Consider the following 26,038-nt stretch of genomic DNA (forward strand, 5'->3'; position numbering starts at 1 on the left):
CAAAAGCGTTTTTGATGATCAATCCTTGATTAATCTTTAAAGGATCACATCCATCGTTGAAGGGTTGTTATAAGCGTTTTGATAGCGTTGCAAAAAAGCGTTATGGTTGGTAGCGTTAAAGGTTTGTAGGGCTTTTTTGTGCAAGCCATTCACCGGTTGCTTGGGGGCGTTTTCCACTTCTTTAGAGAATTTCCCGTTATAAAAATCCGTCAAACTATAAAGCGACTGAGCGGCAAGGCGTTTTTGGCTCTCATCCATTCCGGCCGTAGCCCTTAAAAAAGCCTCATACTCTCTATCGCTCATCAATTCTAACACCAAAAAGCCGTAAGTCTCTCGCTTGTCAGGGTTAAAGGGGAGGTTTTCTGTTGGAGCGTCCTTTTTTTCTCGCTCTACTTTTTCTGCGCTTTCAATAGGAGCTAGGTCTTCTTTAGGAGCGCTTTTAGCGTTTAAAAGCCCATAGAGGTTAGAATCAAATTGATTGATAGAAGAAACAGCCATGTGAATTTCCTAAAATTGGATTTTACGCTAATGTTAAGCAAAATTCATTCCATAATGAGACTAAAAAATTTAAAAGGCGATGGATTAAAAGTTTTTCTAATGGTGGCATTCAAACCCTTTAAAAAGGGTCTAGGAGTTTATTTTCAAAAAGGATTCGTGTTTTTGTGTTTTCATATTTCTATAAGGAGCTTAAAATGGATAAACAAAAGGTAAAACTCCTAGAGCATTGTTATACCATGATTTTATCAATCAATGCAACTTTTATGCGTTTAGAGCTTAAAAACTTTAAGTCTTAATTAGAGATTTTAGGTTAAACTACCCTAAAAATCTTTAATCTATGGGTAAAAAGCATGCGTAATACCATTTTATTTGGCGTTTCAATGATACTCTTGGCGAATTTATGCTTTGGGATCATGAGCGCGTTTGTTAAAATCACAGCGGATTATTTTTCCCCTATGGAAAATGTGTTTTACCGCTCCATTACCATGACGCTTTTACTCTTACTTATTTACCCTTTCAAACCCTACCGCTTGAAGAGTTACAAACAAGGCGGTTTTAAAAAGCTCGCCTTTAGGGTCGTTGTGGGGGGCTTAGCCATGCTGGCGTTTTTTTATAATATTGAAAAAATTTCGCTCGCCACAGCGACGGCTTTCTCGCAATGCGCGCCCATTTATACGGTGCTTCTTTCCCCTTTTCTTTTGAAAGAAAAGCTCAAAAGAAGCGCGTTAATTTCCGCATGCATTGGGCTAGTGGGGGTGGTGTTGATCTCCGATCCTAGCGTGGAAAATGTAGGACTAGTTGAAATCATTATGGGAATATTGAGCGGGATCTTTGTGTCTTTAGCGTATATCACTTTAAGGGATTTGAGGGAATATTACGACAAGCAGACCGTGATTTTAGCGTTCGCCTTTGGCATGAGCCTTCTTGGGTTAATAGGCATGTTCATTGATATTCCTTTTTTATCCACAGGCATTCATATTCCCAGAAAAGAAGACATTTTGTGGATTTCTTTAATAGGGATTAGCGGGACTTTAGGGCAGTATTTCTTAACCTATGCTTACATGAATGCACCTGCTGGGATCATTGCCCCGATTGAATACACCCGCATTGTTTGGGGGCTGTTGTTTGGGCTGTATTTGGGCGATAAATTCTTGGATCTTAAAAGCTCTTTAGGGGTGGCTTTGATCTTATGTTCAGGCTTACTCATTGCCTTGCCCGCTCTTTTAAAAGAATTAAAAAAAATTTAAGTCATGCAACTAAGCCCCTTACAAAGCGCTCTGTTATATTTCCGCTATTTTATTTATCCAGAGAAAAAAACAAGAAGCTTTGATTTAAGCGATTTAATTTTTATTGTCATGGTTTTTTTAGTCCTGGCTTTGGGGCTGTTGATGAGTGAAGAAATTTCTATCAGCTACAATGAAGCGAAGGATTTTTTTTATAGCAGCGCATGGTTTGTTCAAATCGCTCAAAAAAGCACCGCTATTTTAGGTCAAAACGATTTGGCTTTAAGATTGCCTTTCTTGATCGCTCATCTCATTAACATGTTTTTATTTTATTTGATAGGGCGAAAGATCTTAAAAAAGCCTAAAGACGCCCTTTATGTGGTATTGACTTACGCTTTATTGCCTGGGGTGAATCTCTTTGCGATTTTATTGGCTAAAAGCGTGCTGGTGTTAAGCCTTGGGCTTTTGATTAGCTATTTATATATCAAAACCCAAAAAATCCCTTATTTAACCCTTAGCGCTTGCGCGTTTTTAGACGGCGCGTTTATCCCGCTTTTACTAGGGGTTTTTACCTACGCTTTAAGAATACGCTATTTTAAGAGCGCGATCTTTGCTTTGGTGGTTTTAATTGTGAATACCGCTCTTTTTAGCGGGAGTTTCAATAAGGGCTTGCCTAGTGGGTATTTTATAGACACATGCTTAGAACTCATGCTTTTGTATTCGCCCTTATTCTTCCTCTACTACCCTTATACGCTCTATAAAGCCCTTTTTGATAAAAAGCCATCGTTACTAGCCTTTATGAGCGCAAGCGGTTGGCTTTTCCCTTTGCTTTTGAGCATGCGCCAAGAGATAGATTTAAGAACTTTCGCCCCCTTAGCCTTAATCGGTTTGCCTTTGTTTGTTAAAAGCGTTTTAAATAGCCTTAGGGTGCGTTTGAAGGAATTTAGGGGGCAGTATTATTTGCGCGTTTTCAGTTTGTATCTTTTAATGCTCACTGAAACGCTTTTTTTATGGGGGAGTAAGATTTCTGGCGCTAATGAAAAATTATTAAACCGGCATTTCTTAGCCAAAGAAGTCGCTACAGCCTTGCAATTAAGGGGCATCCATCAAATCCGCACTAACGATAAGCAACTCGCTTTAAGGCTCCAATTCTATGGCATTAAAGAGGGGGGGAGGTTAAGACTGATCAACACTAAGATTTCTAAAAAACGCCCTGATATTACAATCATCTACGCTGATAAAATTCTACAATCCTATAGTTTAGTGCGCCATTAAACCCATTCTTTAAAAAGCATTTTATCTAAAAAACGATAAAATACACTCTAAAAATAAATAAAATACGCGAGAAAAATCATGAGACTCAAACTAACCCATATAAACCATATAAGCCATAAGATTGCCAATGACTTTATCCATTCAAAACTATTAGAATTAAAAGCCCCTAGAGAATTATTGTGTGAATTGATAGAAGGGATTTTGGAAAAAAGCGTTAAAAAAGAAAACGCCATAGATGAGCAAGCCAGAGAGCTTTTAGAAGAAAACACCGATGAGATAGAATTCATGCGGATGGATGAAAGGCAGCTTTTTTGGATGATTAAAAGACAGATCGCTCAAAAAGAGGGCTTTCATTTGTTTTGGGAAGAAAGGTGCAACGATTTGTCGCACCAGATTTTGAATAAAATCCTAGATGAAGATTTGATCATGTTTAGCGTGTCTGAAAATTTGATAAGAAACTTGATTTACAAATCCATTGACACCTATTCTAAAGCGTATGAAAGCATTGAAAATGAAGTGCATGAAAAAATCAAGCATTACAAACGCAAACTGCCCGTAGGGAGCGATGAATACGAGCTCGTGTTTGAAAGGCTCTATGAAGAAGAATTAAGGCGTAAAGGCTTTTTATAATGGTCTCTCTCTATTTAGAAAACGGGCTTTTTTTAAAAGCGCAAAGTTTTGGGGCTAGCGGCACGCAAGTGGGCGAGCTTGTTTTTAACACTTCTATGAGCGGCTATCAAGAAGTCATTAGCGACCCTAGCTATAAGGGGCAATTTGTGGTTTTTAGCATGCCTGAAATTGGGGTTGTGGGCGCTAATTCTAAAGATGATGAATCCTTTTTTTCATGCGCAGGGGTTTTAGCGCGCCATTACAACGAATTTTTTTCTAACTCAAGGGCGGATTCTAGCTTGAGCGCTTATTTGAAAGAGCGTGGCGTTTTAGGGATTTGTGGCGTTGATACCAGGAGTTTGATTAAAACCTTACGCCATCATGGGTGCTTGATGATGGTCGCTTCCACGATAGAGCATGACAAAAACAAGCTTGAAAAAATTTTAAAAAACGCCCCTAGAATTTCTCACTCCCCCTTAGTGTCTAGCGTTTCCACGCCAAAAATAACCACGCACCAACGTGCTACTTTTGATTTCAAAACCCTAGATTACAAGCCTTTTGATGAAAAAACCTCTCATAAAATTATCGCGGTGTTAGATTTTGGGGCTAAGGGCAATATCTTAAACGAGCTTCAAAATGTGGGGTTAAAAGCCCTTATTTACCCGCACCACACTAAAGCTAGCGAGCTGATTAAAGCCTATGAAAAAAAAGAAATTAGCGGGATTTTCCTCTCTAACGGGCCTGGCGATCCTTTAAGCTTGCAGCAAGAAATTGGCGAAATCAAACGACTCATTGACGCTAAAATCCCCATGTTTGGCATTTGCTTAGGGCATCAATTGCTCTCTATCGCGCAAGGCTACCCTACTTACAAGCTCAAATTCGGCCATCATGGGAGCAACCACCCCGTTAAAAACCTAAAAACAAACGCCGTTGAAATCACCGCACAAAACCACAACTATTGCGTCCCTGAAGAAATTGAAGAAATCGCCATTATCACGCACCGCAATCTTTTTGACAACACCATTGAGGGCGTGCGTTATAAAAACGCTCCCATTATCTCTGTCCAGCACCACCCAGAAAGCAGCCCCGGTCCCAAAGAGAGCCATTATATTTTTAAGGAATTTGTGGAATTGTTAAAGGGTTTTTAGGGGTTTTAAAACAGCACCCATAAAGGTTGAAAAAGCGCTTTAAAAATAGATTTAAATCTTTTTATCAAAAAATCTCACGTTTACTCTAAATTAGTTCTCTTGCAATAGCATTCTCTCGCAATAATTGTTATTGTTATTGCGACAAAACTTTTAGAAGGAGTTATTATGGGAAGTATCGGTAGTATGGGCAAACCTATTGAAGGGTTTTTAGTGGCAGCCATTCAGTTTCCTGTGCCAATTGTCAACAGCCGTAAGGATATTGATCACAATATTGAGCATTATCAGAACCTTGCATGCGACTAAAGCGGGGTATCCGGGAGTGGAGCTTATCATTTTCCCTGAGTATAGCACGCAAGGTTTGAATACCGCTAAGTGGCTTAGCGAAGAGTTTTTACTAGATGTCCCGGGTAAAGAGACAGAGTTATACGCCAAAGCGTGTAAAGAGGCGGAAGTTTATGGTGTTTTTTCAATCATGGAACGCAATCCTGATTCTAACAAAAACCCCTACAACACCGCCATTATCATTAATCCGCAAGGTAAAATCATTTTAAAATACCGCAAGCTATTCCCATGGAATCCCATTGAACCATGGTATCCTGGGGATTTAGGAATGCCTGTGTGCGAGGGTCCGGGCGGATCAAAATTAGCCGTGTGCATTTGCCATGACGGCATGATTCCAGAACTCGCTAGAGAAGCAGCCTATAAAGGGTGCAATGTGTATATCCGTATTTCAGGCTATAGCACTCAAGTCAATGATCAGTGGATTTTGACCAACCGCTCCAACGCATGGCACAATTTGATGTATACCGTGAGCGTGAATTTAGCCGGCTATGACAATGTCTTTTACTACTTTGGTGAGGGGCAAATCTGCAACTTTGATGGCACGACTCTTGTTCAAGGGCACCGCAACCCTTGGGAGATTGTAACCGGGGAAATCTATCCTAAAATGGCAGACAACGCTCGCTTAAGCTGGGGCTTAGAAAACAACATTTACAACCTAGGCCATAGAGGGTATGTGGCTAAACCGGGCGGAGAACATGACGCAGGCTTAACCTACATCAAAGACTTAGCCGCTGGTAAATACAAATTGCCTTGGGAAGATCACATGAAAATCAAAGATGGCTCTATTTATGGCTACCCTACCACCGGTGGGCGTTTTGGGAAATAATCCCTAACCTTGTATTTTTGCTAGAACCTGTTTTTAAAGGTTCTAGCGTTCCCCCTATTTTAATTTTTTCAATCAATTTTTACGAATAGTCTTCTATTGTAGAACATGTAAAAAAACCCATAATAAGCGTAAGCCCCCATAAAGCGATATAGCCCACACAAAACCATGTTATTTTTGATAAAGACCACCACCACATTGTAGATGATAGAGTGCTAAAATCCATAATAATGCCATAGCCCAAATAGATCATTCCCGCTAAACATGCCAATTTAAGAGCATGGTAGTAAGCGCTAATCCCAAAACCACCACCAAGATTGATAAAAGAATACGAGACCAAGACCCCATGACAACTCCTTAAACATCAAATGCTAGAGTATATCGTTTTTTTTGTTTGTCAAGGGGGTTTATCAGTTAGATAGAGTGTTTTTAACGTTTATCTTTTAGGGATAAGACTAAGAAACATTGTTTTTTATCATGAACCAATTATCGGTCATCTAATATATTAGCAATAAATATATTTGGTAATGTTGGAGCGGAACAAACAACCACATAAAGAAGAAACGAACCTGTTACTTTCCAAAAAGACGACCCGTTGAAACTCCAAATGAGACACACGCCTGTCATGGCTGCAACAACAATGCAAAATAACGACAAGAATCTTAAGCTAGAGATTAAAAATTTTTGCCCCTCTGCGAGCTTGTCTTTTCTAAACGCCTCTTGCAAACCTTTCTCAGCCAACGGCTTGACGCCATCAACGATTGGTTTGGCATCTGGGAAAAAAATACTAATAGCCGCTGTTCCAATACCCATAGCAGCAGTAATGAAAGGATTGTTTTGGTTGGGATCAGAATTTTCTATCTCTTCCATCTCTCTTTTTAAGCTCTTCCCAGAAAAGAGATATATGCCCCACGCAACCAACCATAAAAGCACCACCGCAACAGAAAAAATAAAATGCGCCATGCGACAAACCCTTTAAACATCAAATGTTGGAGTGTATCGTTTTTTTTTTTTGTTTGTCAAGGGGGGCTGGCTAAAAAGTAGTATTATTGAGTGTTTTAAAATAAAAGGATAGCGTTTATAACGATGAAAGTTTAGCCCCTAATTGTAGCGCCCCTAACAAGCCTTCCACATTCAGCCCCAACCCCACGCTTAAATTCTTGCTTGAGCTTTTAATATAAGGCTTATGAAAATCCTCTAAACGCACACAGCCCGCACTTCCTTGCCATAAACCGCTCTCTAAGTATTTTTCTATTTCGCTGCAATCAAACGCCCTTAAACGCGCTCTAAAAACCGATAGATCCAGCCATTCTAGTTTAGGAGAAATCAATGCCGAGCAGGTTAAAACCTCTATTTCATTGCCATTTTGGCGTTTTAAAAATTCAAGGGCTTCTCGCTTGTTTTGAGCTTTTCGTTGCATGTGACAACCCACGCTCACCACGCTATCAGCAACCACGATAGCGCAGTTGTTTGTGAGCAATTTTTTAGCTTTTTCTAATTTCCCCTTGCACGCCAAATAAACAAACTCCCTAGGGTCTGTGGTTTTTAGGCTTTCTTCATCAAAGTCCAACGCTTTTTGTTTAAACTCAATCCCATGCTCTTTTAAAAGATTCGCCCTAGCACTAGATTGAGAACCTAAAACCAACTCCATGCTATCCCTCTAAAGCTTTAAGGGCAGTATTTTTCGCTAAATTGAGCGCGGTTGGTAAATTTTCAATATCCTTGCCCCCAGCGCTCGCAAAATCGTCTCTCCCGCCCCCTTTGCCCCCTAAAATTTGCGCCACTTCATTAGCCCATGCATTCGCTTTTATGGGCGCGTTTTTCACCCCGCATGCGAGAGCTATGCACTCATTTTCTTTTTTAAACACCATAGCGAGCAATCTTTCATGCTTACTTTTCAATCGGTCAATCATTTCTTTAATGTCGCCATTTTCCACTACGCCCACCACCAAACTCACGCCATGGATTTTTTCAACCGGTAAATCCATAGAAACGGGAGCTTTTTGGCTGTTTTTCACGCTCTCTTTAAGCTTGTTGATGCCGGCTATCACATCGTTATTTTTCAATAAAATCTTAGCGTTTTTAAGCTCTTTATTTTCTTCTTTGGCCAGTTGGTAAAAGGCTTTCCCGCACACCGCTTCAATGCGTCTGACCCCACTACTCACCCCGCTTTCTTTAAGTATCCTAAACCCCCCAATAAGCCCGGTATTTTCCACATGAATGCCTCCACACAATTCAATGGACGCTTCTTTAAAGCTCACCACGCGCACATTTTCAGCGTATTTTTCGCTAAATAACGCTAACGCTCCCTTATCTTTAGCTTGATTTAAGGGCATATGCTCCACATGGCTTGTCAAATGCTTGAAAATTTGAGCGTTGACTAGATCTTCTACTTTTTCCAACTCTTCATCATTGAGCGCTTTAGCATGCGAAAAGTCAAAACGCAATCGTTTGGATTCCACTAAACTCCCCGCTTGACTCACATGCGAGCCTAAAACTTCTCTTAAAGCGCTCTGTAATAAATGCGTTGCGCTATGGTGTTTGGCGATCTCAAAGCGTTCATCGCTCACTTGCGCGATCACTTGATCGCCTTTTTTTAGCGCTTTTTTGATTTCAAGGAGCGAAAAATTAAGCCCAAAAAAGTTTTTTGTATCTAGCACTAGAGCCGCTTCTTCATCATCTTTTAAAAGCGCGCCCTTATCGCCTATAGCCCCCCCACCTTCTGCGTAAAAAGGGGTTTTTTCTAGCAACACCCAGACTTCTTGGTTAGGGTTTGCCTCTGCTATTTCTTTAAAATCGCTATCAAAAAACCCTAAAACTTTAGCAGGACATTCTGTCGTTTCATACCCCACAAAAACATTAGGCGCATAAGCGTTTAAAATAGCACTAAAATCGGCGTTGTTTTGCTTGCCTTTCCATGAAGCTTTAGAGCGTTTCACTTGCTCTTGCATGCAATGTTCAAAGCCTTGCATGTCCACACACGCCCCATGACTTCTTAGCATGTCGTTTGTTAAATCCAAAGGAAAACCAAAAGTGTCATAAAGCTTGAAAGCGATCTTGCCATCAAAGATTTTATTTTCATTCAAATGCTTTAAAGACAAGTTAAACAATTCCATGCCAGATTCCAAAGTCTCTAAAAAGCGCTCTTCTTCTTCAAAGCACTCTTTCATCACCATTTCTTTAGACTCTTTCAAATACGCATGCGTGTTAGAAAATTGCTCGCACACCACGCCCACGACTTTGTATAAAAACGCTTCTTTCAAGCCCATTAAATACCCATGCCTTAAAGCGCGCCTTAAAATACGCCTTAAAACATAGCCACGGCCTTCTTTATTGAAATGCACCCCTTGAGCGAGCAAAAACGCCACCGCCCTGGCGTGATCGGCCACTACCCTAAAGCTTGGCTGAAATTCTCTCGTATAATCCAAACTTGTAAGCTCGCTGATTTTTTCCATTAAGGGCGCAAATAATGAAGAATCAAAATTATTGAGCTTATGTTCTAATAGCGCTTGCACCCTTTCTAAGCCCATGCCCGTATCAATGCTAGGCTTTGGCAAGGGGGATAAAACGCCATCATTAGAGCGTTCGTATTGCATGAACACCAGATTCCAAATTTCTAAAAACCTATCGCCCTCGCCCCCAAAATAATCCTCGCTCCCCTTAAAGTGTTTTTCGCCTTGATCAATGTAGATTTCACTGCAAGGCCCGCAAGGCCCGCTATCGCCCATTTGCCAGAAATTATCTTTATCGCCCATTTTTTTAATCCTGTCAACAGGCACAAACTTTTCCCATAATTTAACGGCTTCATCGTCTTTTTCATGCACGCTGATGTATAAATCTTTAGGCTTAAACCCTAAATTTTTGGTTACAAATTCCCACGCAAACAAAATCGCTTCTTCTTTGAAATAATCCCCAAAAGAGAAATTCCCTAGCATTTCAAAAAGCGTGTGGTGTCTTGCGGTATAACCGACATTTTCTAAATCGTTATGCTTGCCTCCTGCGCGCATGCACAATTGCGAGCTTGTCGCTCTAGGGATGCTAGGACGCGGCACTATACCGGTAAAAATATCTTTAAATTGCACCATGCCGGCATTGGTAAAAAGCAAGGTGGCGTCATTAGGCACTAAAGGCATGCTGGGATAAATCTCATGCCCTTTATTTTTAAAAAATTGTAAAAATTCGTTGCGAATGTCCATGGGTATTCCTTTTTGTCGTTTTATCGCGCGCTTTAAAGCTGTTTTATAGCTCTTTTAAGTTGTTTTTTTAAAAAGATAGTTTATTATACTTTAAACATCCAAAATAAAGGAGAAAACCATGTTCCATGAATTTAGAGACGAAATCAGCGTGTTAAAAGCGAATAATCCGCATTTTGATAAGATTTTTGAGAAACACAACCAGCTTGATGACGACATCAAAACCGCCGAGCAACAAAACGCTAGCGACGCTGAAGTCAGCCACATGAAAAAACAAAAATTAAAATTAAAAGATGAGATCCACAGCATGATCATAGAATATAGAGAAAAGCAAAAATCCGATCATGTTTAAGGTTTAATCATCTTTGTAAAAACACGCTAAAACGCTTTTTAAAAGGGGGGTTTTGGCTTGTCGCTTGGTTAGACTTATTAGTTAGACTTGATGCCTTGATTTTAGGTTAAAGCGTTAGGTTGCTTTCAGCTTTATTCCCACCATAAGCTTTATTAATATTTTAATGTTCTTTACATTTTTAAAAAATGGGTTTTTGTTTTATCGTTTTAGATCTCATTTTGTTGTAAAATTCATTTTATTGAGTTTTGTTTTATTTTCTTGAGAATATAGGAAGTATTTTGGAATAACTATCCCCCCTTTTAACCCACTAAACCCCCCCCTAAAGAAGCGCTTTTTTAAAAACTATCGCTTGAATTAACGCTAAGTTTCCCACTAAACAATCATCAAAAACGCTAAAAAAGATTTTTTCATTTTTAAAATTATCGCTTGCTTTTGGCAAGCTCTTTTATCATTGGTTATAAAAAACGCTAAAAAGGATTTTTCATCAACCCTCCCAAAAAAAAGAGGATTTAAGAGAGGAGGTTCAAAAGAAAAAAGATTTTTCATCAAATCCCCCCAAAAAAACAAAGAATTTAAAAACAAAGAATTTAAAAACAAAGAATTTAAGAAAGAGAGTTCAAAAAAACAAAGGGTTTAAAACAAAAAAGGAGTTCAAAAAACAAACCCCCCAAAAAGGAAGTTTAAAAACAAAGGGTTCTCCCCTAAAAAAGGAGTTTAAAACAAAGGGTTTAAAAAAACAAAAAATGAAACCCCCCAAAAAGAGGGTTAAAACAAAGGGTTAAAAAAAAAGGGTTTAAAAATTTAAAACAAAAGGAGTTCAAAAAAAAGGGTTCAAAAATTTAAAACAAAAGGAGTTCAAAAAAACAAAGGGTTTAAAACAAAAAAGGAGTTCAAAAAACAAACCCCCCAAAAAGGAAGTTTAAAAACAAAGGGTTCTCCCCTAAAAAAGGAGTTTAAAACAAAGGGTTTAAAAAAACAAAAAATGAAACCCCCCAAAAAGAGGGTTAAAACAAAGGGTTAAAAAAAAAGGGTTTAAAAATTTAAAACAAAAGGAGTTCAAAAAAAAGGGTTCAAAAATTTAAAACAAAAGGAGTTCAAAAAAACAAAGGGTTTAAAACAAAAAAGGAGTTCAAAAAACAAACCCCCCCAAAAAGAGGGTTAAAAAAGGGGGTTCCACAAAGGGCTAAACATCAATAAGCGAACACGTAATTCAAATACACGCTATAGAGTCTGCGGTATTTGAGTTCAGCCCCCATGAAGGAATAGTAGTTCGTGTTGATGGTAGGGATTTTAAGCCCTAGTTCGATCCCATGCTGGGCCACATGATCGCTGCCTTTTTTCTTAGGTCTAGCAAGATTCATCCTCAAGCCCATGTTGAATAAGAATTGGAAATTCGCCACGTTCATTTTAGCGTTATAGACGTTATTCACGGTGGCTAAATTCACGTATTCAGAGTTAAGCCAAGAAGTGCCCGCTAACGCAATGCCACCAAAAAGCCCCACAGAAAGCTTGTTGTTTTTGCCTAAGAAATTGGTGGCTTTATCGTTGATGAAGTTATAAAGCGCGTCCGCTCCAAAGCCATAAGTCCACACATCAGAAGCCGAGTTGAAAAAGCTGGATTTGATGAACGCATGGTTGTAATCAAAAAAGCCGTAATACCTAGCGCCCCATTTCCTTTTTTGCCCAAAGAATTGTTTGTAACCCACCTGGATACCGATCCCATTCATCGCGCCGTTGTTGGTTTGAGAACTAACAATCCCCACTTTCCTAAAGGGGTTACGCCCTAACTCTTGGTTAATCGTTTGGATTTGGTTGTAAGTGTTTTGGTTAAGGTAGTAGTTGGTTTCTATGCCTTGCGGGCTATAGGGGTTATTCTTTTTACTCACCACATTTTGCAAGCTTTGCGCGTTAGGGACTTTGGAGAGCGCGGTGGTGATGCTGTTGTAAGTATTCCCTAATTCATTGTATCGGGATTTGAAATTCACCAAAGTGTCAGCGATGTCTGCGGCTTGTTGGATTTGCTGCGCTCGAGTGCCAAAATGGGCGATGTCATTGTTCAAGTTCGTTATCGTTTGTTCCACATACGCACAGCCTGCCCCCCAAGTGTTAGAAGTTACCTGACCTGGATTGGTGCCCCTACGCTCACTCCCTTGCACTTCATAACACACCCCTAAAGAGTCTGATACAAAATTTTTAGGGATTTTTTCAAAGTTTTTCACCACTTGTTCGGCTTGGTTTAAAATCTCTGCTTGGGCTTGAGCGTTTTTGAGCATGCTTTGCGCAAAGCTAGCGTCTGTATAAGGGTTGAATGGTTTTCCAGTGTCTAGGTTGCTCTGATTTTGCGTGTTTTCACTAACGATTTTACTTTGTGCGACAGCTTCTTGCGCGTTAGCGATCATGCCTTGGATCGCGCTGATTTCATTCTTAAACATCCCACACATTGTCCCATTGCCGCTTATCCCTTGCCAATAACCTTTACCATCATTTTGGAAGTTTGGGCATGCCTCATTTAGGGTAGTGATAATGATGCTCGCTTGTTTTAAAAGCTCTTGAGCGTTATTGGTTGTATTGATCTGTTCTGTGGTTGATGCTGTTGTTCCTCCATTCCACGAGGTTGAAATAGTTTTCCCATGACTCCATGGATACACTAATTTCTCATTTGGTTCGCCACCCGTTCTTTTGTCTCCATTGATAGTGAAATCAAGTTTTGTATTAGTGTTGCTTAAAACGGGGATCCCTTCTCCATTGGATCCATTAGCTGTCAAAGCCTTTTGAATGATTTGATAAGCCTTGTTGATGATCGCATAATTTTCAGTGGATATAGGCCCGCCATGTCCTGGCTCATAATACGAATTACAAGTGATGGTCGTCGTATTTTGTCCTGGCACATTATTAAAGGTTTGGATACCTCCATTTGCGCTCTCATTGCTACCAGGACCACAAGCAGTAAAGGCATAGCTTGTAACTTGCCACAACCCTACTGCAGCGTTCAATGCTAAAAGCACGGCTTGATAAGCGGGGGAATTGGCTTTGACATCTAGCAAATTCCTAGCGCTTGAGCCTAGATTATCCCTTGCGTCGTTGACAGCGCTCGGATCAGAGGATAGCTTTACAAGGGTGTTTAGGGTGTTGTAATTATTTAAAAAATTGTTCAACTTTTCATAATTCTCTGAAAGCTGTTGAATGCCTTTGGTGTTTTTCACCATTTGAGCGGCTTCACCGATTTGATAGCCTGCGCTCATGTAAAAGCCGTCGTCTTCAGCGTGGAGCAAAAACGAGAGAGAGAGAGAGAGAGTAAAAGGGTTTTTTTCATCACATTCTCCTTTTTAAATTAGTATTTTGATGCATTAAGCATGGGGCGTATTATAGCATGAAAGCGTTTTTTTTTTTTTTTGTAATTTTGAAAAAATTGTGTCATTTTTTTGCTTTTTTTTGTTTTTTTGCGTTACTTTTGAACGCTTTTATTGGATCTTAAAAACGCTTTTAACGCTTTTACAACCGATGTTTAATAAAAATAGAACGAAGATTAAACAAGATTAAACAAGATTAAACAAGATTAAACAAGATTAAACAAGATTAAACAAGATTAAACAAGATTAAACAAGATTAAACAAGATTAAACAAGATTAAACAAGATTAAACAAGATTAAACAAGATTAAACAAGATTAAAAGGGCATGCCCCCCATTAGCCCTAATCAAAAACTTAATGCTGTTTAAAAGGGCTATCCACGACCTTTTTCCTGTCCACAATGTAGGGGATTAAAGCCATGTGGCGGGCTCTTTTGATCGCCACTTCCACCCTTTCTTGCCACTTTTTGCTATTGCCTGTCAACCTCCTTGGCATGATTTTATAGCGCTCTGATAGCGTGTGCTTGAGCATGTCTAAATCTTTATAGTCAATAAAGCTGATTTTAGCTTCAGTGTATTTGCAATAGCGTTTTGAATAGCGTTTTCTTTCCATAATGTCTCCTTAATTTTAACCCTTAAAAGGGGATTTCTTCTTCATCAATATTGATTTCAGGCACGCTGTTTTGATACTTGGACGGCTGTGCTTGTGAATTGTCTTTAGCGTAAGCGTTTTGTGGATAACTTTGGGCTTGGCTGAAAGGATCCTGACTAGGAGCGTTGTAATTAGCAGGATAAGCGTTGTTGAAACTCTCATGCGTCATGCTATCTTGCATGGCGTTCGCTTGGGGATTGTCTGACTTTTTATCCATAAATTGCAACGAGTCCGCTGTGATGGTGTGGCGGGAATTTTTTTTGCCCGTTTGATCCATCCAGCTCTCATAAGTCAAACGGCCTTCTATCAAAACGCTTGACCCCTTACTCAAATACTGGTTAGCGATTTCGGCCGTTCGCCCGAACAAACGAGCGTCTATGAAGCACACTTCTTCGCCTAGCGTGCCGTCTTGCTTTTTAAAACGCCTGCTTGTGGCTAAACCTATTGTAGCCGCAGCCGAACCGCTAGGCAAATATTTCAACTCCACATTCCTAGTCAAACGCCCTACCATAATCACCTTATTGAACATGATAAGCCCTTATTCGCTATGAGATTCTGCGCTTTTTGCTTCCTCTGCGTGGTGAGAATGCGCGTGTTCGGTTTTTTCGTGTTTTTCTTTAGCGTGTGATGGCTTTTTATTAGCCCTATCCACTAACGCATGCCACGCTTCTACTTCCTTCTTACTTTCGTATTTGATCACAATGAAACGCAACACATCTTCATTGATGCGATACAATCGTTCAAGTTCTAAAATCATGGACGGATCTGCTTTGAAATACGCCACATAATAATAGCCTCTTTTGTGTTTTTTGATTTCATAGGCTAAATTACGCATGCCCATATCTAGGCTCGTTTCAATCACGCCATGGTGCTTAGTGATCACTTCTCTATAAAACTCAATTTTGGATTTAATCTCTTCTTCTACTAAAGTAGGTTTGAGAATAAACATCGTTTCATAATGCCTCATCCATTCTCCTTGTGGTTGTATAGCCCTTTTTTTACTAAAAAAGAGCAAGGTCTAAAAAACTTTCAATTATACCTTGCTTTCGCTTGTTTTTGGATTAAATGTTTCTCATCAAATATTGAAACTCAAAACTTTATTCTTAATTTTTTAAAAAATGGGGTTTTTAACTTCAATTTTTATAACAAAACTCATTCTCTTAAGGGGATAGGGGGGTATTTTGAAATAACTCTCCCCCTTAACCCCCTTAAAATCCCCCTAACCCAAGAAGACCGCTTTTTTAGTAAAGTTATCGCTCGCTTGACGCAAGCTCTTTTATTGTTAGATTATAAAAAACACCTTTCAACATTTTTCAAGGGTTAATGATTTTTTGAATTTGCGTCAAATACAAAAAGCCCAATTCCTTTTGCCCTTGCATGCTTTGAAGGTGCCATAACCTAAAAATTTCAAAAACCCTCTTATAGCCGGCTTCTTTCAAACGCAAGGCGTTTTTAGCGTAATTTTCAACAATTTCTTTAGGAGGAGCGTAGCCTAAAACCTCTTTAGCGTCCACTAAACCGGTCGTTTTAATGTGGGCGAAAAATAAAAAAAGCTGGTAAAAATACCGCTCTAACCCCCTTAAAATATCCGCATCCTTTTTGCCCTCTTTTAACAAATAATCATAAATATCAAGCACGCTTTTTTTCAAAAAAAGCCCTAAAATGAGCTTTTGCAAATCCATATCCCCCGCATTGGAGCTTAATTCTTGAATGTCTTCTAAAGTGATGGGCACGTTTAAAACCGCTAGCTTGTCTAGATCGTTAAACGAAACGCCTAAATCTTCGTTATTGGTTTCAAAAAGAGCGTTTAAAAGATGGCTGCTGATGTCTAAATTTAAAACATTAGCCCGTTCTTGCAAGAATTTCAAACTCTCCCAAGTTTTAGGGGTAAAAAAACGTGCGCAGATCGCTTCATCTTTCAAGGGGCTTTTTTGGAAAAATTTAACGATAGCATCGCTAGTGTATTTGTATTTGGTGGTGTCGCTTTTAGAATTATAAAGCCCTATGATAAGCCTGTTATGGCTAGGCCGCTCTAAAGCTTTTAAAAAAAGATTGATATCGTTTTCCTTAAATTTCTTATGCAGCGCAAAATCCAGTTTTAAAATGACTAGACTGCTCCCTCCAAATAAAGAATCCTGCTCTAAAAGGGTCGCAATCTGATTTTTTTCATAATCGCTTGCATAAAAAAGCGAAGTTTCTGTGTCAGGGTTATCGCGTTTAAAAAGCGCGCTAATCGTTTGAATATAATAATGAATAAAAAAATCAAACTCCCCATACAAAAACACCGCTTTAGGGAGGCGTTGTTTTAAATAATGGTCCAAATCTTTACGATACATGCTCTTTAATCCTTTCTGTGATTTCGCCTCTAACTTGCCCTAAAATCAAATCCGCATGCGTGATTTTAACGCGCACCTTTTCTAACGGCTTAAAAACCCTGTTCGTTTTGATCAAAACTTTAAGCCCTATAAATTCTTTTAGCCCCACCACCACCCAATCTTTAACCTCCAAAACCACGCCCAAAAACTCTTTTTCTAAACACTCTAAAGCCAAGCGGGCGAATTTGCGTTTGATAAAATCCCTTTCAATCAAAGCGGTCTTTTTTTGTAAAGCGTTCAATTCAGAGCATAATTCAGGCGTTTCTTCTAACAAATACGAGCAGCCTTTAGCTTGATGGAACAATAATTCTTTTAAAAGCCTGTGCAAGGCTAGATCGCTGTATCGTCTAATAGGCGAAGTGAAATGCGTATAGCTAGCAAACCCCAAACCAAAATGGCTTTCTTGCATGGGGCTATAAAGGGCTAAATTTTGAGACTTGATGATTAAGCGTGAAACTTCTCTTTCTATACTCTTTTCTTTGGCTATCTTTAAGGTATGCTCTAAAAAAGGAAAAAAACCCATGTTCTTAGGGCGCACAATCTCATAATCAAAAAGCTTGTCGTAGAGGCGTTTTTGCTGCTCCAAACTCGGCTCTTTGTGGGTGCGGTATATCCCCCTATGGTGAAAATACTCATCTAATAACCTCGCGCTAGACTGGTTGGCTAAGAGCATGGCTTCTTCTATAAGGGTGTGCGCACCGCTTTCTTTTTCTGTTTCAATTTTTTCTATACGCCCTTCTTCATTCAAATACAGCTTGTTTTCAAGGGAATTGAAATTAAACCCCTTTTTTAAACGCTCCTTTTTTAATTTTAAAGCCACCTCTAAAAACCCCAAAAGGCTTTGTTGCAAATCTTTATCTAAAGAGCTTTGATTAGCGATTAAAAAATGATTGATTTCTTCATAAGCGCAATTAGCCCTAACTTCAATAACGCCTTGAGATAATCGGGCGTTTTTCAAATCGTCTAAAGGGATTTCATACACTAAAGCCAGGCGTTTTTCAAACGCTTTTAATGAGCATGCCCCTTGAGACAAACTCAAAGGCAGCATGGGATAGACGCTGTTAGGGAAATACACGCTAAAGCCCCTAATCCTAGCTTCTTTATCCAAACTGGAATGTTTCGGCACAAATTCGCTCACGTCAGCGACCGCCACAAACAAAACCCTTTTTTCTTGATCATAAAAAATCGCATCGTCAAAATCTTTAGCGTCTTTGGGGTCAATGGTGATAAAAGGGATATGAGAGTAATTGATCCTATCTTTAAAATCGCTCGCTTTGAGTTGCGCGTAATATTGCGCTAAATTTAAGCAATCTTTTGAAAAATCCTTAATCCTGTCAAAAAGGCTCAAAGAAAGGTTTTCATCTATTAAAGGGTCTTCTAAAGCCCCTAAAATTTCGCTGATTTCACGCTTTTTAAGATCGATCTTCACCACGCAATGCTTGGGCAATTCCAATAAGGATCTTTGGCTGTGCTTTAAAGAAACAGGTTTTTTAAAAGGCTCTTTAAAAGGGATAGCCACAATCTGGTTTTTTTCTTTAGCCAAGTAGGCTATCATCGTGTCTTGTGTATCAAAAAGAGCGGCTTTAAAAAAGGCTATGGGGCGTTTTTTAGAACATTCTATTTGGCATAAAATCAAAGCGTCTGTTTTAAAAGATGGGGGTAAGTTTTTGATTAAAGGGTCTTTAGGGTAATTTTTCGCTAAAGAAACGAAAAACGCCTTATTTTTTACCCTTTCAATTTTGCCTATATCAAAGCCTTCTTTTAAAAGATAGCGATCCTTGTTTGATCGAAGCGCTTCTTTTAAAACGCCCTTTTCTATTAGGGGGGCGAATCGCTTAGGGATCTTTTTAACCCCAAAAAACAGGCTTCTTAAAAACCCTTGCATCAAAAAACACTTCGCATGACTTCAAACGCCTTTGAATAAGGGATTTGAGAAGCGCTGAATTTTTCAAAACTTAAAGCAGCTTGATAGATGAGCATGTCTTTCCCGTCTTGAAAGGGGATTTCTAACTCTTTGGCTAGAGATAAAAAGGGCGTTAAAAACCCATACGCCAAATCATAAGCGAGCTTGCCCTCTTTAAAATACCCTTTCAAAACCTCTTTATTCAAAGGCAATTCGTGATTCAAACTCGCTGAAGTGGCGTTAATAATCAAATCAAAAGCGCTTTTAGGAGGTTCCATAAAACAATCACAGCCCAAGCGTTGGAAAAAATCCAAACCCCTAGAAGAGCGGTTTAACACGCTCACTTGTAAGCCTTGTTTTTTCAATTCGCACGCTAGGGCTTTAGCGCTCCCCCCAGCTCCTAAAATCAAAGCGTTTTGATAGTTTTTTTGCTTTAAAGAAAGATAAAACCCTAAAGCGTCGGTATTGTAACCCACAAGCTCATCATTTTCTACAACAAGCGTATTGACTGAAGTGCATTCAAGCGCGATACCTTTGATTTTATCGCAAACTTGAAACGCCCTTTCTTTAAAGGGTAGGGTTACATTAGCCCCACTCAATCCCAAATACAAAAACTCGTTTTTGATACGGCTTTCTAAAGGGAGTAATATGGGGTGGTAATGCCCTAAAAACCCTAATTCTTTTTGAAAAGTTAAAAAACAAGCGTTATGGATTAAGGGCGATTTGGAATGCTTAATGGGGTTTCCAAAAACCCCAAAAGATTTTAATTTCATTATTCTTTCATTCAGCCTTTTTTAAAAGTTTTAAAAACACATAGCCCTTTGTTTCGTGAGAAAATTCAATTTCAGCCCAATCGTTTTGGATTTCTAAAACCTTCACGCTTTTATTTTTTAAAAGCGAGCCAATGATTTTACCTTTTGTGCTAGGAAAAGCACGCACATTCACGCCACTGACTGCGACTTTATACTCTAAAGGTTTTTTTCCCATTGTGGGGGTTATGGAGGTTTTTTGGTTGTTTTGAACGGGTGAGACGCTGTCTTGTTTAGAGTCGTTTTCTTTTTCTTGCTCTTGTTTAGTTTCTTGTTTGGTTTCTTTTTCTTGCGCAGTCGTTTCTAAAGGTGGTGCTGTGTCTTTGGTGGGGTTTTGTTCTGTAGCGGTTGTGGTTGCGTTGGCTTCTTCTTTAGGCGAAAGCGCGCTGTTTTGACGCTCTGTCTCGGTTTTTTCTACATTTTGGTTTATTGGAGCACTGTCTTTTTTCACGTAAAAACCAAGCACAGCATGCACTAAAGCATACAACAACATGAACGCTAAAACCACTAATGATGGCCACATAAAAAGTTTTAAAGAAGATTTCATCTCAGTTTTCATTCCTACCCTCAACGCTTTTCAAAATCAATCCTAGGATCAATCGCCACGCAGAGCAAATCGCTTATCAAACTCGCCACCAAACCTAAAAGCGTGAAAATATAAAGCGAACCAAACACAACAGGATAATCCCTACTCACAATGCTTTCATACCCTAAAAGCCCTAACCCGTCTAAACTGAAAACAATCTCTATCAACAAACTTGAGCTAAAAAACATGCCCAAAAAAGCCTGCGGGAAACCCGCTACCACCAATAAAATCGCATTACGAAACACATGCGCATAAAAAATACGCCCCACTGAACAGCCCTTAGCCTTAGCGCTCAGTACATAAAGTTTGCCCATTTCATCTAAAAAAGAGTTTTTCACTAAAAGCGTGAGGCTTGCAAAACCCCCTAAAGAAATGCAAAGAACGGGCAAAGTGATATGCCATAAATAATCCTTGATTTTACCTAACGCGCTCAAACTTTCAAAATTATCGCTCACTAGCCCTTTTAAAGGGAACCAATGCCAATAATTCCCTCCGGCAAAAAACACGATCAACACCACCGCAAACAAAAAGGCCGGGATAGCGTTAGCGACAATGATCACCACGCTGCTTAACACGTCTAAAGGCTCGTTATTGCGTTTGGCCTTGAAAATCCCTAAAGGGATAGAGATAAGATAAATCAAAAGCGTGCTAAAAAGCCCTAACGAAATGGATACCGGTAATTTTTCCTTAATCAAATCTATCACCTTAATCTGGCGGTAAAAACTCTCCCCAAAATCAAATTGCAGATATTTTTTGAGCATGAGGAGGTAGCGCTCCCCTATAGGCTTGTCAAAACCATAGAGTTTTTTTAAATTCTCTAACAAATCGCTCTCCAACCCTTGAGACGCCCTATACGAACGCTCTTTAACAACGCCTTGAATCTCTTTGGACTGCGTGTTATTGATTTTAGCCATCATCTGCTCAATAGGCCCTCCTGGGGCGGATTGGATCAGAAAAAAATTAATCGTCATGATGGCCAATAAAGTAGGGATAATTAAAAGCAAGCGTTTAAGAATGTAAGCGATCATTGAAGACCCCTTTCTTTTTTTATCCACCATAAATACGGCGAAAATCCATAGCTAGGGCTGATTTCAGGCATGCCAATGTAATTATACGCTGCGATCCTGTAATTAGGCAAATAAAAATGCGGTATCACATAAAACCCCCACAACAACACCCTATCCATCGCTTGAATGGCGGCCAATTGCTCCTTATAATCTTTAGCGTTAATGATTTTTTCAATCAAATCATCTACCGCTTTACTAGAGATTCCCGCATAATTCCTTGTGCCTTTTTCTTTCGCGCTCAAAGAGCCAAAATAAAAGCGTTGCTCATTACCCGGGAAAGACGATTGGCCAATCACCCCTACGATCATGTCAAAATCATAGCTTTTGATCCGATTGACATACTGGCTTAAATCCACTCTTTGGATTTTCATTTCAATCCCTAACACCCTTAAGTTTTTAGCAAAAGCTAGGGCCAGTCTTTCAAATGCCGGGCTGTTTAAAAGCAAAGTGAAACTGAAAGGCTTGTTATTCTTATCCACCAAACGCATGTTTTTGTAAGAAAAGCCCGCGCTCTCTAAAAGCTTTTGGGCGTATTTTAAATTTTCCCTCAAATTATAGCCTAAAACATCAGGCCCATCGGTTCTAGGCACGATATAAGGCTCTTTAAAAACCCTTTCATCCAAACTCTTTTCATAAGGGGCTAGCAGGGCTTTTTCTTCAGGGCTTGGGAGGGGAGGGGACGCGTAGATAGAGTTACTGAAAAAACTGGTGGTGCGCTTGTATTGCGAAAAAAACAAATTTTTATTCGCCCATTCAAAATCAAACGCATAAAATAAGGCTTCACGCACCCTTTTATCCTTGAAAATTTCTCGGCGCGTGTTGAAGAAAAACCCTTGCATGCCGCTTGGCATTTTGTGGGCTATGAGGTATTTAGTGATTTTTTTATTATCCATAGCTTTCCCCACATAGCCCCTAGCCCAAACCTTAGCCGTGCTTTCAAGGCGCCAATCATACGCCCCGCTTAAAAAAGCCTGTAAGGCAACGGTTTCATCTTTGTAATACTCAAATTTGACTTGATCAAAATTGAATTGCCCCTTTCTGCTAGGCAAATTTTTCGCCCAATAGTTAGGGTTTCTTTGGTAGGTGATTTTCTTGCCCACATCAAAAGAAGCGATCACATAAGGGCCGCTAGAAACAGGAATGAGTAAAGGGTTTTTTTCAAAATAATCCTTTTGAAACGCTTTTTTGGAAAAGATTTGCAACTGCCCTAAAATAAGGGGCAACTCTTTATTTTCAGTGGTTTTGAAAATGAATTTAACATGGTGTTTGTCTAAGATAACCGCCTTTTTAACATCTTGGTAATACTGCCTATAAAGGGGCGATCCTAATTTCATGATCGTATCAAAACTAAACTTCACGTCGCTCGCTAAAATGGGAGCGTTATTGCTGAATCTCGCTCTTTTATCTATCGTAAAAATCACATAGCTGTTATCCTTAGCCACTTCTGCGTCTTTAGCGATTAAGGGGTATTCCGCAAAAGGTTCGTCTAAACTTTGCACCATTAAAGTGTCATAAATGAGATCCAAACCTTCAGCTTTAGTGCCTTTAAGCGCGAAAGGGTTAAGGCTATCAAAAGTCCCTATGGCGTCATTCCTTAAAACACCGCCTTTTCTAGCGTTAGGGTTAGCGTATTCAAAATGCGTGAAATTGTCTTTATATTTAGGCTCTTCGCCCAAGTATAAATAAGGCGTAGCTTTAAGGAAACAAAACACCCCTAACCATAAACCTAAAATTTTAAAGACCACTCAAATTAACCCCATCAATTCTTTAGCCTTTTGGTAAGTCGCTCTCGCTAAAGGCCTGGCTTTTTCTACGCCGCAATTTAAAACGGCTTTCACCTCATCATCGCTGATTTCTCTGTATCTTTCTTGGATAGGCTTTAAAGATTGGATCACTACTTCAGCTAATTCCTTTTTAAAATCCCCATAGCCCTTATTTTTGAAACGCTCCTCTATCTTTTCTGGGCTTTCATCGCTTAAAAGCATGTAGATATTCAAAAGGTTAAAAACGCCCTCTCTTTTTTCATCAAATTCAATAACGCCCATAGAATCCGTGGCCGCTTTTTTGATTTTTTTCACAATAACATCTGGCTCGTCTAAAAGGAAAATCGCATGGTTAGCCCCTTTATGCGATTTACTCATCTTCACTTTTGGATCGTCTAGCCCCATAACCCTTGCCCCCACTTTAGCGATCAAAGGCTCTGGCACTTTAAAGCAGTTCCCAAAATCCCTGTTAAATTTTTCTGCAACGTTTCTCGTGAGCTCTAAATGCTGTTTTTGATCTTCGCCCACTGGCACTAAATCGCTTTGGTATAATAAAATGTCTGACGCCATTAAAATAGGGTAATTGAAAAGCCCCACATTCACGCTTTTAGGGTTTTTTAAAGACTTGTCTTTGAATTGCGTCATTCGTTGCATTTCCCCCATAGAAACCTGGCAATCTAGTAGCCACGCTAAAGCCGGGTGCTCATCCACTTCACTTTGAATGAATAACCCCGATTGATTAGGATCAATCCCGCAAGCTAAAAGCAGTTTAACCAGCTCATAGGTTTGGGATTTTAAAAATATAGGCTCTATGGGGAGGGTGATCGCATGCGAATTGACGATACAAAAAAGGTTTTCATACTCATCTTGCAATTCTACCCAATGCTTGATCGCTCCTAGATAGTTGCCCAAATGGATTTGCCCGGTCGGTTGGATGCCTGAAAAGACTCGTTTTTTGTGCATGTTGTTTCTCGTTGGTTTTAGTTAGTGTTATTGTAACCACCTAATTTTAATATTTTAATTTATCTTGGTTTTTAAGAGCGCCTGATCCCAGAAAAGAGTAACACTTCATAGCTCAATTTTTCAAACGCCATGTTTTGGAAAAAATGTTTTTTTTGCTTGAAACTCAGCGTTGAACCCCCCAAAAGACCGCATTTTTTAAGGTAATTCAAGCAATCTTGTTTGCAGTTGAAATAAAGGGCGAAGCGCTTGTTTTCTAATTCTATTTGAAAATGTTTAAAGGCGTTTTTAATCAAGGATTTGAGCGTTTTGAGATCCCTTAAAGGCGAAGGCGTGCCTAAAAACTCATGCACTTCATGCAAACTAAAATCCGTATGGATAGCTAAAGCGGCCTCCTTACTAAAAAGAGCGATTTTTTCTAAAACGCTTTTTAAATCCCTAGCCCATTGTAAAGATGAAGAAGACACAACCAGATCGTAATCGCAAAAAACATGTTCTTCAAAATTTGCATGCTCTAAAGAGATTTTTTGAATGTTAAGAGAATGCGTGGGGTGCAATTTGAGCATGTTCATGGAATTATCCAAAGCGATAAAATTTTCAATCAAAATATTTTGTTGCTCTAAAGCGTTAAAAACAGCCCCACTCCCTGATCCGAGATCCAAAACTTTAGCGTAATGTTTTTGTTTTAAAAATTGGACAAGATAAATAGCGATTTGCTGCTGGATATGGGCAAAGAGATGGTAAGTTTTGGCATGCTTATTGAATGCATGCTGATTAAATGAATAAAAAGAGTCCAACACCACCGCCTTAACGCACTACCTTGAAAATTAAAACTAAATTTTAGTGTATTCTTAGCAAATTTTAGATAAGATTAAGCCTAATTTTTTCTAAATTTTAGGGATTTAAGGAATCAGTGTTTATGACAAGCGCTCTGTTAGGCTTACAAATTGTTTTAGCGGTATTGATTGTGGTGGTGGTTTTGTTGCAAAAAAGTTCTAGCATCGGCTTAGGGGCTTATAGCGGGAGCAACGATTCTTTATTTGGCGCTAAAGGGCCCGCAAGCTTTATGGCGAAATTGACCATGTTTTTAGGCTTATTGTTTGTCATCAACACCATCGCTTTGGGCTATTTTTACAACAAAGAATACGGCAAGAGCGTTTTAGATGAAACTAAAACCAACAAAGAGCTTTCGCCCTTAGTCCCTGCCACCGGCACGCTCAACCCTACGCTTAATCCCACACTCAACCCAACGCTCAACCCTTTAGAGCAAGCCCCAACTAATCCTTTAATGCCTACACAAACGCCTAACGAACTCCCTAAAGAGCCAGCCAAAACGCCTTTTGTTGAAAGCCCCAAACAGAATGAAAAGAATGAAAAGAATGAAAAAAATGAAAAGAATGAAAAGAATGAAAAAAATGATGCCAAAGAAAATGGTATAAAGGGTGTTGAAAAAACCAAAGAGAACGCCAAAACGCCCCCAACCACCCACCAAAAGCCTAAAACGCATGCGCAAACCAACGCCCACACAAACCAAAAAAAGGATGAAAAATAATGTTACAAGCCATTTATAACGAAACCAAAGATTTGATGCAAAAAAGCGTTCAAGCTTTAAACAGGGATTTTTCCACTCTAAGGAGCGCGAAAGTTTCAGTCAATATTTTAGATCACATCAAAGTGGATTATTACGGCACGCCCACCCCTTTAAACCAAGTCGGCTCCGTGATGAGCTTGGATGCGACCACCCTTCAAATCAGCCCATGGGAAAAAAACCTGCTCAAAGAAATTGAACGATCCATTCAAGAAGCCAATATCGGCGTCAATCCTAATAACGATGGCGAAACGATCAAGCTTTTTTTCCCACCCATGACAACCGAGCAAAGGAAACTCATCGCAAAAGACGCCAAAGCGATGGGCGAAAAGGCTAAAGTGGCTGTGAGGAATATCCGCCAAGACGCTAACAACCAGGTGAAAAAATTAGAAAAAGACAAAGAGATCAGCGAAGATGAAAGCAAGAAAGCCCAAGAGCAGATCCAAAAAATCACCGATGACGCCATTAAAAAAATTGATGAAAGCGTGAAAAACAAAGAAGACGCTATTTTAAAGGTCTAAAC

General features: G+C 39.4%; 23 protein-coding genes and 3 pseudogenes. 9 read left to right on the top strand and 17 right to left on the bottom strand.

The annotated features are described in order from the left end of the window. Positions 1-36: 36 nt before the first annotated feature. Entirely contained in the window at positions 37-498 is a 462-nt protein-coding gene (locus CS889_RS05895) for a hypothetical protein (RefSeq protein ID WP_000301300.1), read from the bottom strand. A 99-nt stretch (positions 499-597) separates the two neighbouring features. On the opposite strand from CS889_RS05895, the pseudogene CS889_RS08680 reads away from it, so the two are divergent. The 6 genes and pseudogenes from CS889_RS08680 to CS889_RS05925 all read left to right on the top strand — a co-directional run bounded on the left by CS889_RS08680 (position 598) and on the right by CS889_RS05925 (position 5,921). After that, positions 598-794 (top strand): annotated as a pseudogene (locus CS889_RS08680) (hypothetical protein). Positions 795-848: 54 nt separating this feature from the next. Continuing rightward, on the top strand, positions 849-1,745 hold the full coding sequence (locus CS889_RS05905) for a DMT family transporter (protein WP_089087117.1): 897 nt from the start codon (positions 849-851) through the stop codon (positions 1,743-1,745). Between the two features lie 3 nt (positions 1,746-1,748). Further along, a complete protein-coding gene (locus CS889_RS05910) occupies positions 1,749-2,996 on the top strand; it encodes a glycosyltransferase family 39 protein (protein WP_089087118.1) in 1,248 nt (415 codons plus the stop codon). Between the two features lie 78 nt (positions 2,997-3,074). Beyond that, positions 3,075-3,626, top strand: a complete 552-nt coding sequence (locus CS889_RS05915; RefSeq protein ID WP_001237418.1) for a DUF507 family protein — start codon at positions 3,075-3,077, stop codon at positions 3,624-3,626. Then, complete coding sequence (gene carA, locus CS889_RS05920) at positions 3,626-4,753, top strand: glutamine-hydrolyzing carbamoyl-phosphate synthase small subunit (RefSeq protein WP_089087119.1); 1,128 nt, start codon at positions 3,626-3,628, stop codon at positions 4,751-4,753. Before CS889_RS05915 ends, carA begins: the two co-directional genes overlap by 1 nt. A gap of 165 nt (positions 4,754-4,918) precedes the next feature. After that, positions 4,919-5,921: pseudogene (locus CS889_RS05925) on the top strand (formamidase). Positions 5,922-6,000: 79 nt separating this feature from the next. Here CS889_RS05925 and CS889_RS05930 read toward each other — a convergent pair. The 4 genes from CS889_RS05930 to alaS all read right to left on the bottom strand — a co-directional run bounded on the left by CS889_RS05930 (position 6,001) and on the right by alaS (position 10,114). Beyond that, on the bottom strand, positions 6,001-6,258 hold the full coding sequence (locus tag CS889_RS05930; protein ID WP_089087120.1) for a hypothetical protein: 258 nt from the start codon (positions 6,256-6,258) through the stop codon (positions 6,001-6,003). Between the two features lie 146 nt (positions 6,259-6,404). Beyond that, positions 6,405-6,881: a hypothetical protein gene (locus CS889_RS05935; RefSeq protein ID WP_089087121.1), complete on the bottom strand. Its 477-nt coding sequence runs from the start codon at positions 6,879-6,881 to the stop codon at positions 6,405-6,407. Positions 6,882-6,996: 115 nt separating this feature from the next. After that, positions 6,997-7,569, bottom strand: coding sequence for a septum formation inhibitor Maf (gene maf / locus CS889_RS05940; RefSeq protein ID WP_089087122.1), 573 nt, complete (start codon positions 7,567-7,569; stop codon positions 6,997-6,999). Between the two features lies 1 nt (position 7,570). Continuing rightward, positions 7,571-10,114: an alanine--tRNA ligase gene (gene alaS, locus CS889_RS05945; RefSeq protein ID WP_089087123.1), complete on the bottom strand. Its 2,544-nt coding sequence runs from the start codon at positions 10,112-10,114 to the stop codon at positions 7,571-7,573. 118 nt (positions 10,115-10,232) lie between these two features. On the opposite strand from alaS, the gene CS889_RS05950 reads away from it, so the two are divergent. Then, positions 10,233-10,463 (top strand): YdcH family protein, encoded by a 231-nt coding sequence (locus CS889_RS05950; RefSeq protein WP_000468328.1) that lies wholly within the window; start codon positions 10,233-10,235, stop codon positions 10,461-10,463. Positions 10,464-11,653: 1,190 nt separating this feature from the next. On the opposite strand, the pseudogene babB reads toward CS889_RS05950, so the two are convergent. The 12 genes and pseudogenes from babB to CS889_RS06025 form a co-directional block, all read right to left on the bottom strand. Next, a pseudogene (gene babB / locus CS889_RS05965) lies at positions 11,654-13,776 on the bottom strand (Hop family adhesin BabB). A 391-nt stretch (positions 13,777-14,167) separates the two neighbouring features. After that, positions 14,168-14,425 carry a 30S ribosomal protein S18 gene (rpsR, locus tag CS889_RS05970; protein WP_000440196.1) on the bottom strand — a complete coding sequence of 86 codons (258 nt, stop codon included), beginning with the start codon at positions 14,423-14,425 and terminating at the stop codon, positions 14,168-14,170. Between the two features lie 22 nt (positions 14,426-14,447). Further along, positions 14,448-14,993 (bottom strand): single-stranded DNA-binding protein, encoded by a 546-nt coding sequence (locus CS889_RS05975; protein ID WP_089087127.1) that lies wholly within the window; start codon positions 14,991-14,993, stop codon positions 14,448-14,450. A 9-nt stretch (positions 14,994-15,002) separates the two neighbouring features. After that, complete coding sequence (gene rpsF / locus CS889_RS05980) at positions 15,003-15,431, bottom strand: 30S ribosomal protein S6 (protein WP_001216729.1); 429 nt, start codon at positions 15,429-15,431, stop codon at positions 15,003-15,005. Between the two features lie 346 nt (positions 15,432-15,777). Next, complete coding sequence (holA, locus tag CS889_RS05990) at positions 15,778-16,800, bottom strand: DNA polymerase III subunit delta (protein ID WP_089087129.1); 1,023 nt, start codon at positions 16,798-16,800, stop codon at positions 15,778-15,780. Next, positions 16,790-18,724, bottom strand: a complete 1,935-nt coding sequence (locus CS889_RS05995; RefSeq protein ID WP_089087130.1) for an RNB domain-containing ribonuclease — start codon at positions 18,722-18,724, stop codon at positions 16,790-16,792. Before CS889_RS05995 ends, holA begins: the two co-directional genes overlap by 11 nt. Next, positions 18,724-19,515 (bottom strand): shikimate dehydrogenase, encoded by a 792-nt coding sequence (locus CS889_RS06000; protein ID WP_089087131.1) that lies wholly within the window; start codon positions 19,513-19,515, stop codon positions 18,724-18,726. The genes CS889_RS05995 and CS889_RS06000 overlap by 1 nt, the downstream gene beginning before the upstream one ends. 7 nt (positions 19,516-19,522) lie before the next feature. Continuing rightward, on the bottom strand, positions 19,523-20,110 hold the full coding sequence (locus CS889_RS06005) for an SH3 domain-containing protein (RefSeq protein ID WP_089087132.1): 588 nt from the start codon (positions 20,108-20,110) through the stop codon (positions 19,523-19,525). 8 nt (positions 20,111-20,118) lie between these two features. Further along, positions 20,119-21,165, bottom strand: a complete 1,047-nt coding sequence (locus CS889_RS06010; protein WP_078287021.1) for a microcin C ABC transporter permease YejB — start codon at positions 21,163-21,165, stop codon at positions 20,119-20,121. Then, the gene (locus CS889_RS06015) at positions 21,162-22,949 is read right to left on the bottom strand and encodes an extracellular solute-binding protein (protein WP_089087133.1); all 1,788 of its coding nucleotides are present in this window, start codon (positions 22,947-22,949) and stop codon (positions 21,162-21,164) included. The genes CS889_RS06010 and CS889_RS06015 overlap by 4 nt, the downstream gene beginning before the upstream one ends. After that, positions 22,950-23,930 carry a tryptophan--tRNA ligase gene (gene trpS / locus CS889_RS06020; protein WP_089087134.1) on the bottom strand — a complete coding sequence of 327 codons (981 nt, stop codon included), beginning with the start codon at positions 23,928-23,930 and terminating at the stop codon, positions 22,950-22,952. A gap of 71 nt (positions 23,931-24,001) precedes the next feature. Beyond that, positions 24,002-24,730: a methyltransferase domain-containing protein gene (locus tag CS889_RS06025; protein WP_172825127.1), complete on the bottom strand. Its 729-nt coding sequence runs from the start codon at positions 24,728-24,730 to the stop codon at positions 24,002-24,004. Positions 24,731-24,846: 116 nt separating this feature from the next. On the opposite strand from CS889_RS06025, the gene secG reads away from it, so the two are divergent. Continuing rightward, on the top strand, positions 24,847-25,479 hold the full coding sequence (secG, locus tag CS889_RS06030) for a preprotein translocase subunit SecG (protein WP_172825128.1): 633 nt from the start codon (positions 24,847-24,849) through the stop codon (positions 25,477-25,479). After that, on the top strand, positions 25,479-26,036 hold the full coding sequence (gene frr / locus CS889_RS06035) for a ribosome recycling factor (protein WP_000938386.1): 558 nt from the start codon (positions 25,479-25,481) through the stop codon (positions 26,034-26,036). The genes secG and frr overlap by 1 nt, the downstream gene beginning before the upstream one ends. The last annotated feature ends 2 nt before the right edge of the window (positions 26,037-26,038 follow it).

Origin of the sequence: Helicobacter pylori (assembly GCF_900120335.1) — a bacterium.
GTDB lineage: Bacteria > Campylobacterota > Campylobacteria > Campylobacterales > Helicobacteraceae > Helicobacter > Helicobacter pylori_BU.

What these genes read in the sequence shown, in the direction of transcription:
- CS889_RS05895 (WP_000301300.1), bottom strand. Translation starts at nt 498, where the DNA reads ATGGCTGTTTCTTCTATCAATCAATTTGATTCTAACCTCTATGGGCTT.
- CS889_RS05905 (WP_089087117.1), top strand. Translation starts at nt 849, where the DNA reads ATGCGTAATACCATTTTATTTGGCGTTTCAATGATACTCTTGGCGAAT.
- CS889_RS05910 (WP_089087118.1), top strand. Translation starts at nt 1,749, where the DNA reads ATGCAACTAAGCCCCTTACAAAGCGCTCTGTTATATTTCCGCTATTTT.
- CS889_RS05915 (WP_001237418.1), top strand. Translation starts at nt 3,075, where the DNA reads ATGAGACTCAAACTAACCCATATAAACCATATAAGCCATAAGATTGCC.
- carA (WP_089087119.1), top strand. Translation starts at nt 3,626, where the DNA reads ATGGTCTCTCTCTATTTAGAAAACGGGCTTTTTTTAAAAGCGCAAAGT.
- CS889_RS05935 (WP_089087121.1), bottom strand. Translation starts at nt 6,881, where the DNA reads ATGGCGCATTTTATTTTTTCTGTTGCGGTGGTGCTTTTATGGTTGGTT.
- maf (WP_089087122.1), bottom strand. Translation starts at nt 7,569, where the DNA reads ATGGAGTTGGTTTTAGGTTCTCAATCTAGTGCTAGGGCGAATCTTTTA.
- alaS (WP_089087123.1), bottom strand. Translation starts at nt 10,114, where the DNA reads ATGGACATTCGCAACGAATTTTTACAATTTTTTAAAAATAAAGGGCAT.
- CS889_RS05950 (WP_000468328.1), top strand. Translation starts at nt 10,233, where the DNA reads ATGTTCCATGAATTTAGAGACGAAATCAGCGTGTTAAAAGCGAATAAT.
- rpsR (WP_000440196.1), bottom strand. Translation starts at nt 14,425, where the DNA reads ATGGAAAGAAAACGCTATTCAAAACGCTATTGCAAATACACTGAAGCT.
- CS889_RS05975 (WP_089087127.1), bottom strand. Translation starts at nt 14,993, where the DNA reads ATGTTCAATAAGGTGATTATGGTAGGGCGTTTGACTAGGAATGTGGAG.
- rpsF (WP_001216729.1), bottom strand. Translation starts at nt 15,431, where the DNA reads ATGAGGCATTATGAAACGATGTTTATTCTCAAACCTACTTTAGTAGAA.
- holA (WP_089087129.1), bottom strand. Translation starts at nt 16,800, where the DNA reads ATGTATCGTAAAGATTTGGACCATTATTTAAAACAACGCCTCCCTAAA.
- CS889_RS05995 (WP_089087130.1), bottom strand. Translation starts at nt 18,724, where the DNA reads ATGCAAGGGTTTTTAAGAAGCCTGTTTTTTGGGGTTAAAAAGATCCCT.
- CS889_RS06000 (WP_089087131.1), bottom strand. Translation starts at nt 19,515, where the DNA reads ATGAAATTAAAATCTTTTGGGGTTTTTGGAAACCCCATTAAGCATTCC.
- CS889_RS06005 (WP_089087132.1), bottom strand. Translation starts at nt 20,110, where the DNA reads ATGAAAACTGAGATGAAATCTTCTTTAAAACTTTTTATGTGGCCATCA.
- CS889_RS06010 (WP_078287021.1), bottom strand. Translation starts at nt 21,165, where the DNA reads ATGATCGCTTACATTCTTAAACGCTTGCTTTTAATTATCCCTACTTTA.
- trpS (WP_089087134.1), bottom strand. Translation starts at nt 23,930, where the DNA reads ATGCACAAAAAACGAGTCTTTTCAGGCATCCAACCGACCGGGCAAATC.
- secG (WP_172825128.1), top strand. Translation starts at nt 24,847, where the DNA reads ATGACAAGCGCTCTGTTAGGCTTACAAATTGTTTTAGCGGTATTGATT.
- frr (WP_000938386.1), top strand. Translation starts at nt 25,479, where the DNA reads ATGTTACAAGCCATTTATAACGAAACCAAAGATTTGATGCAAAAAAGC.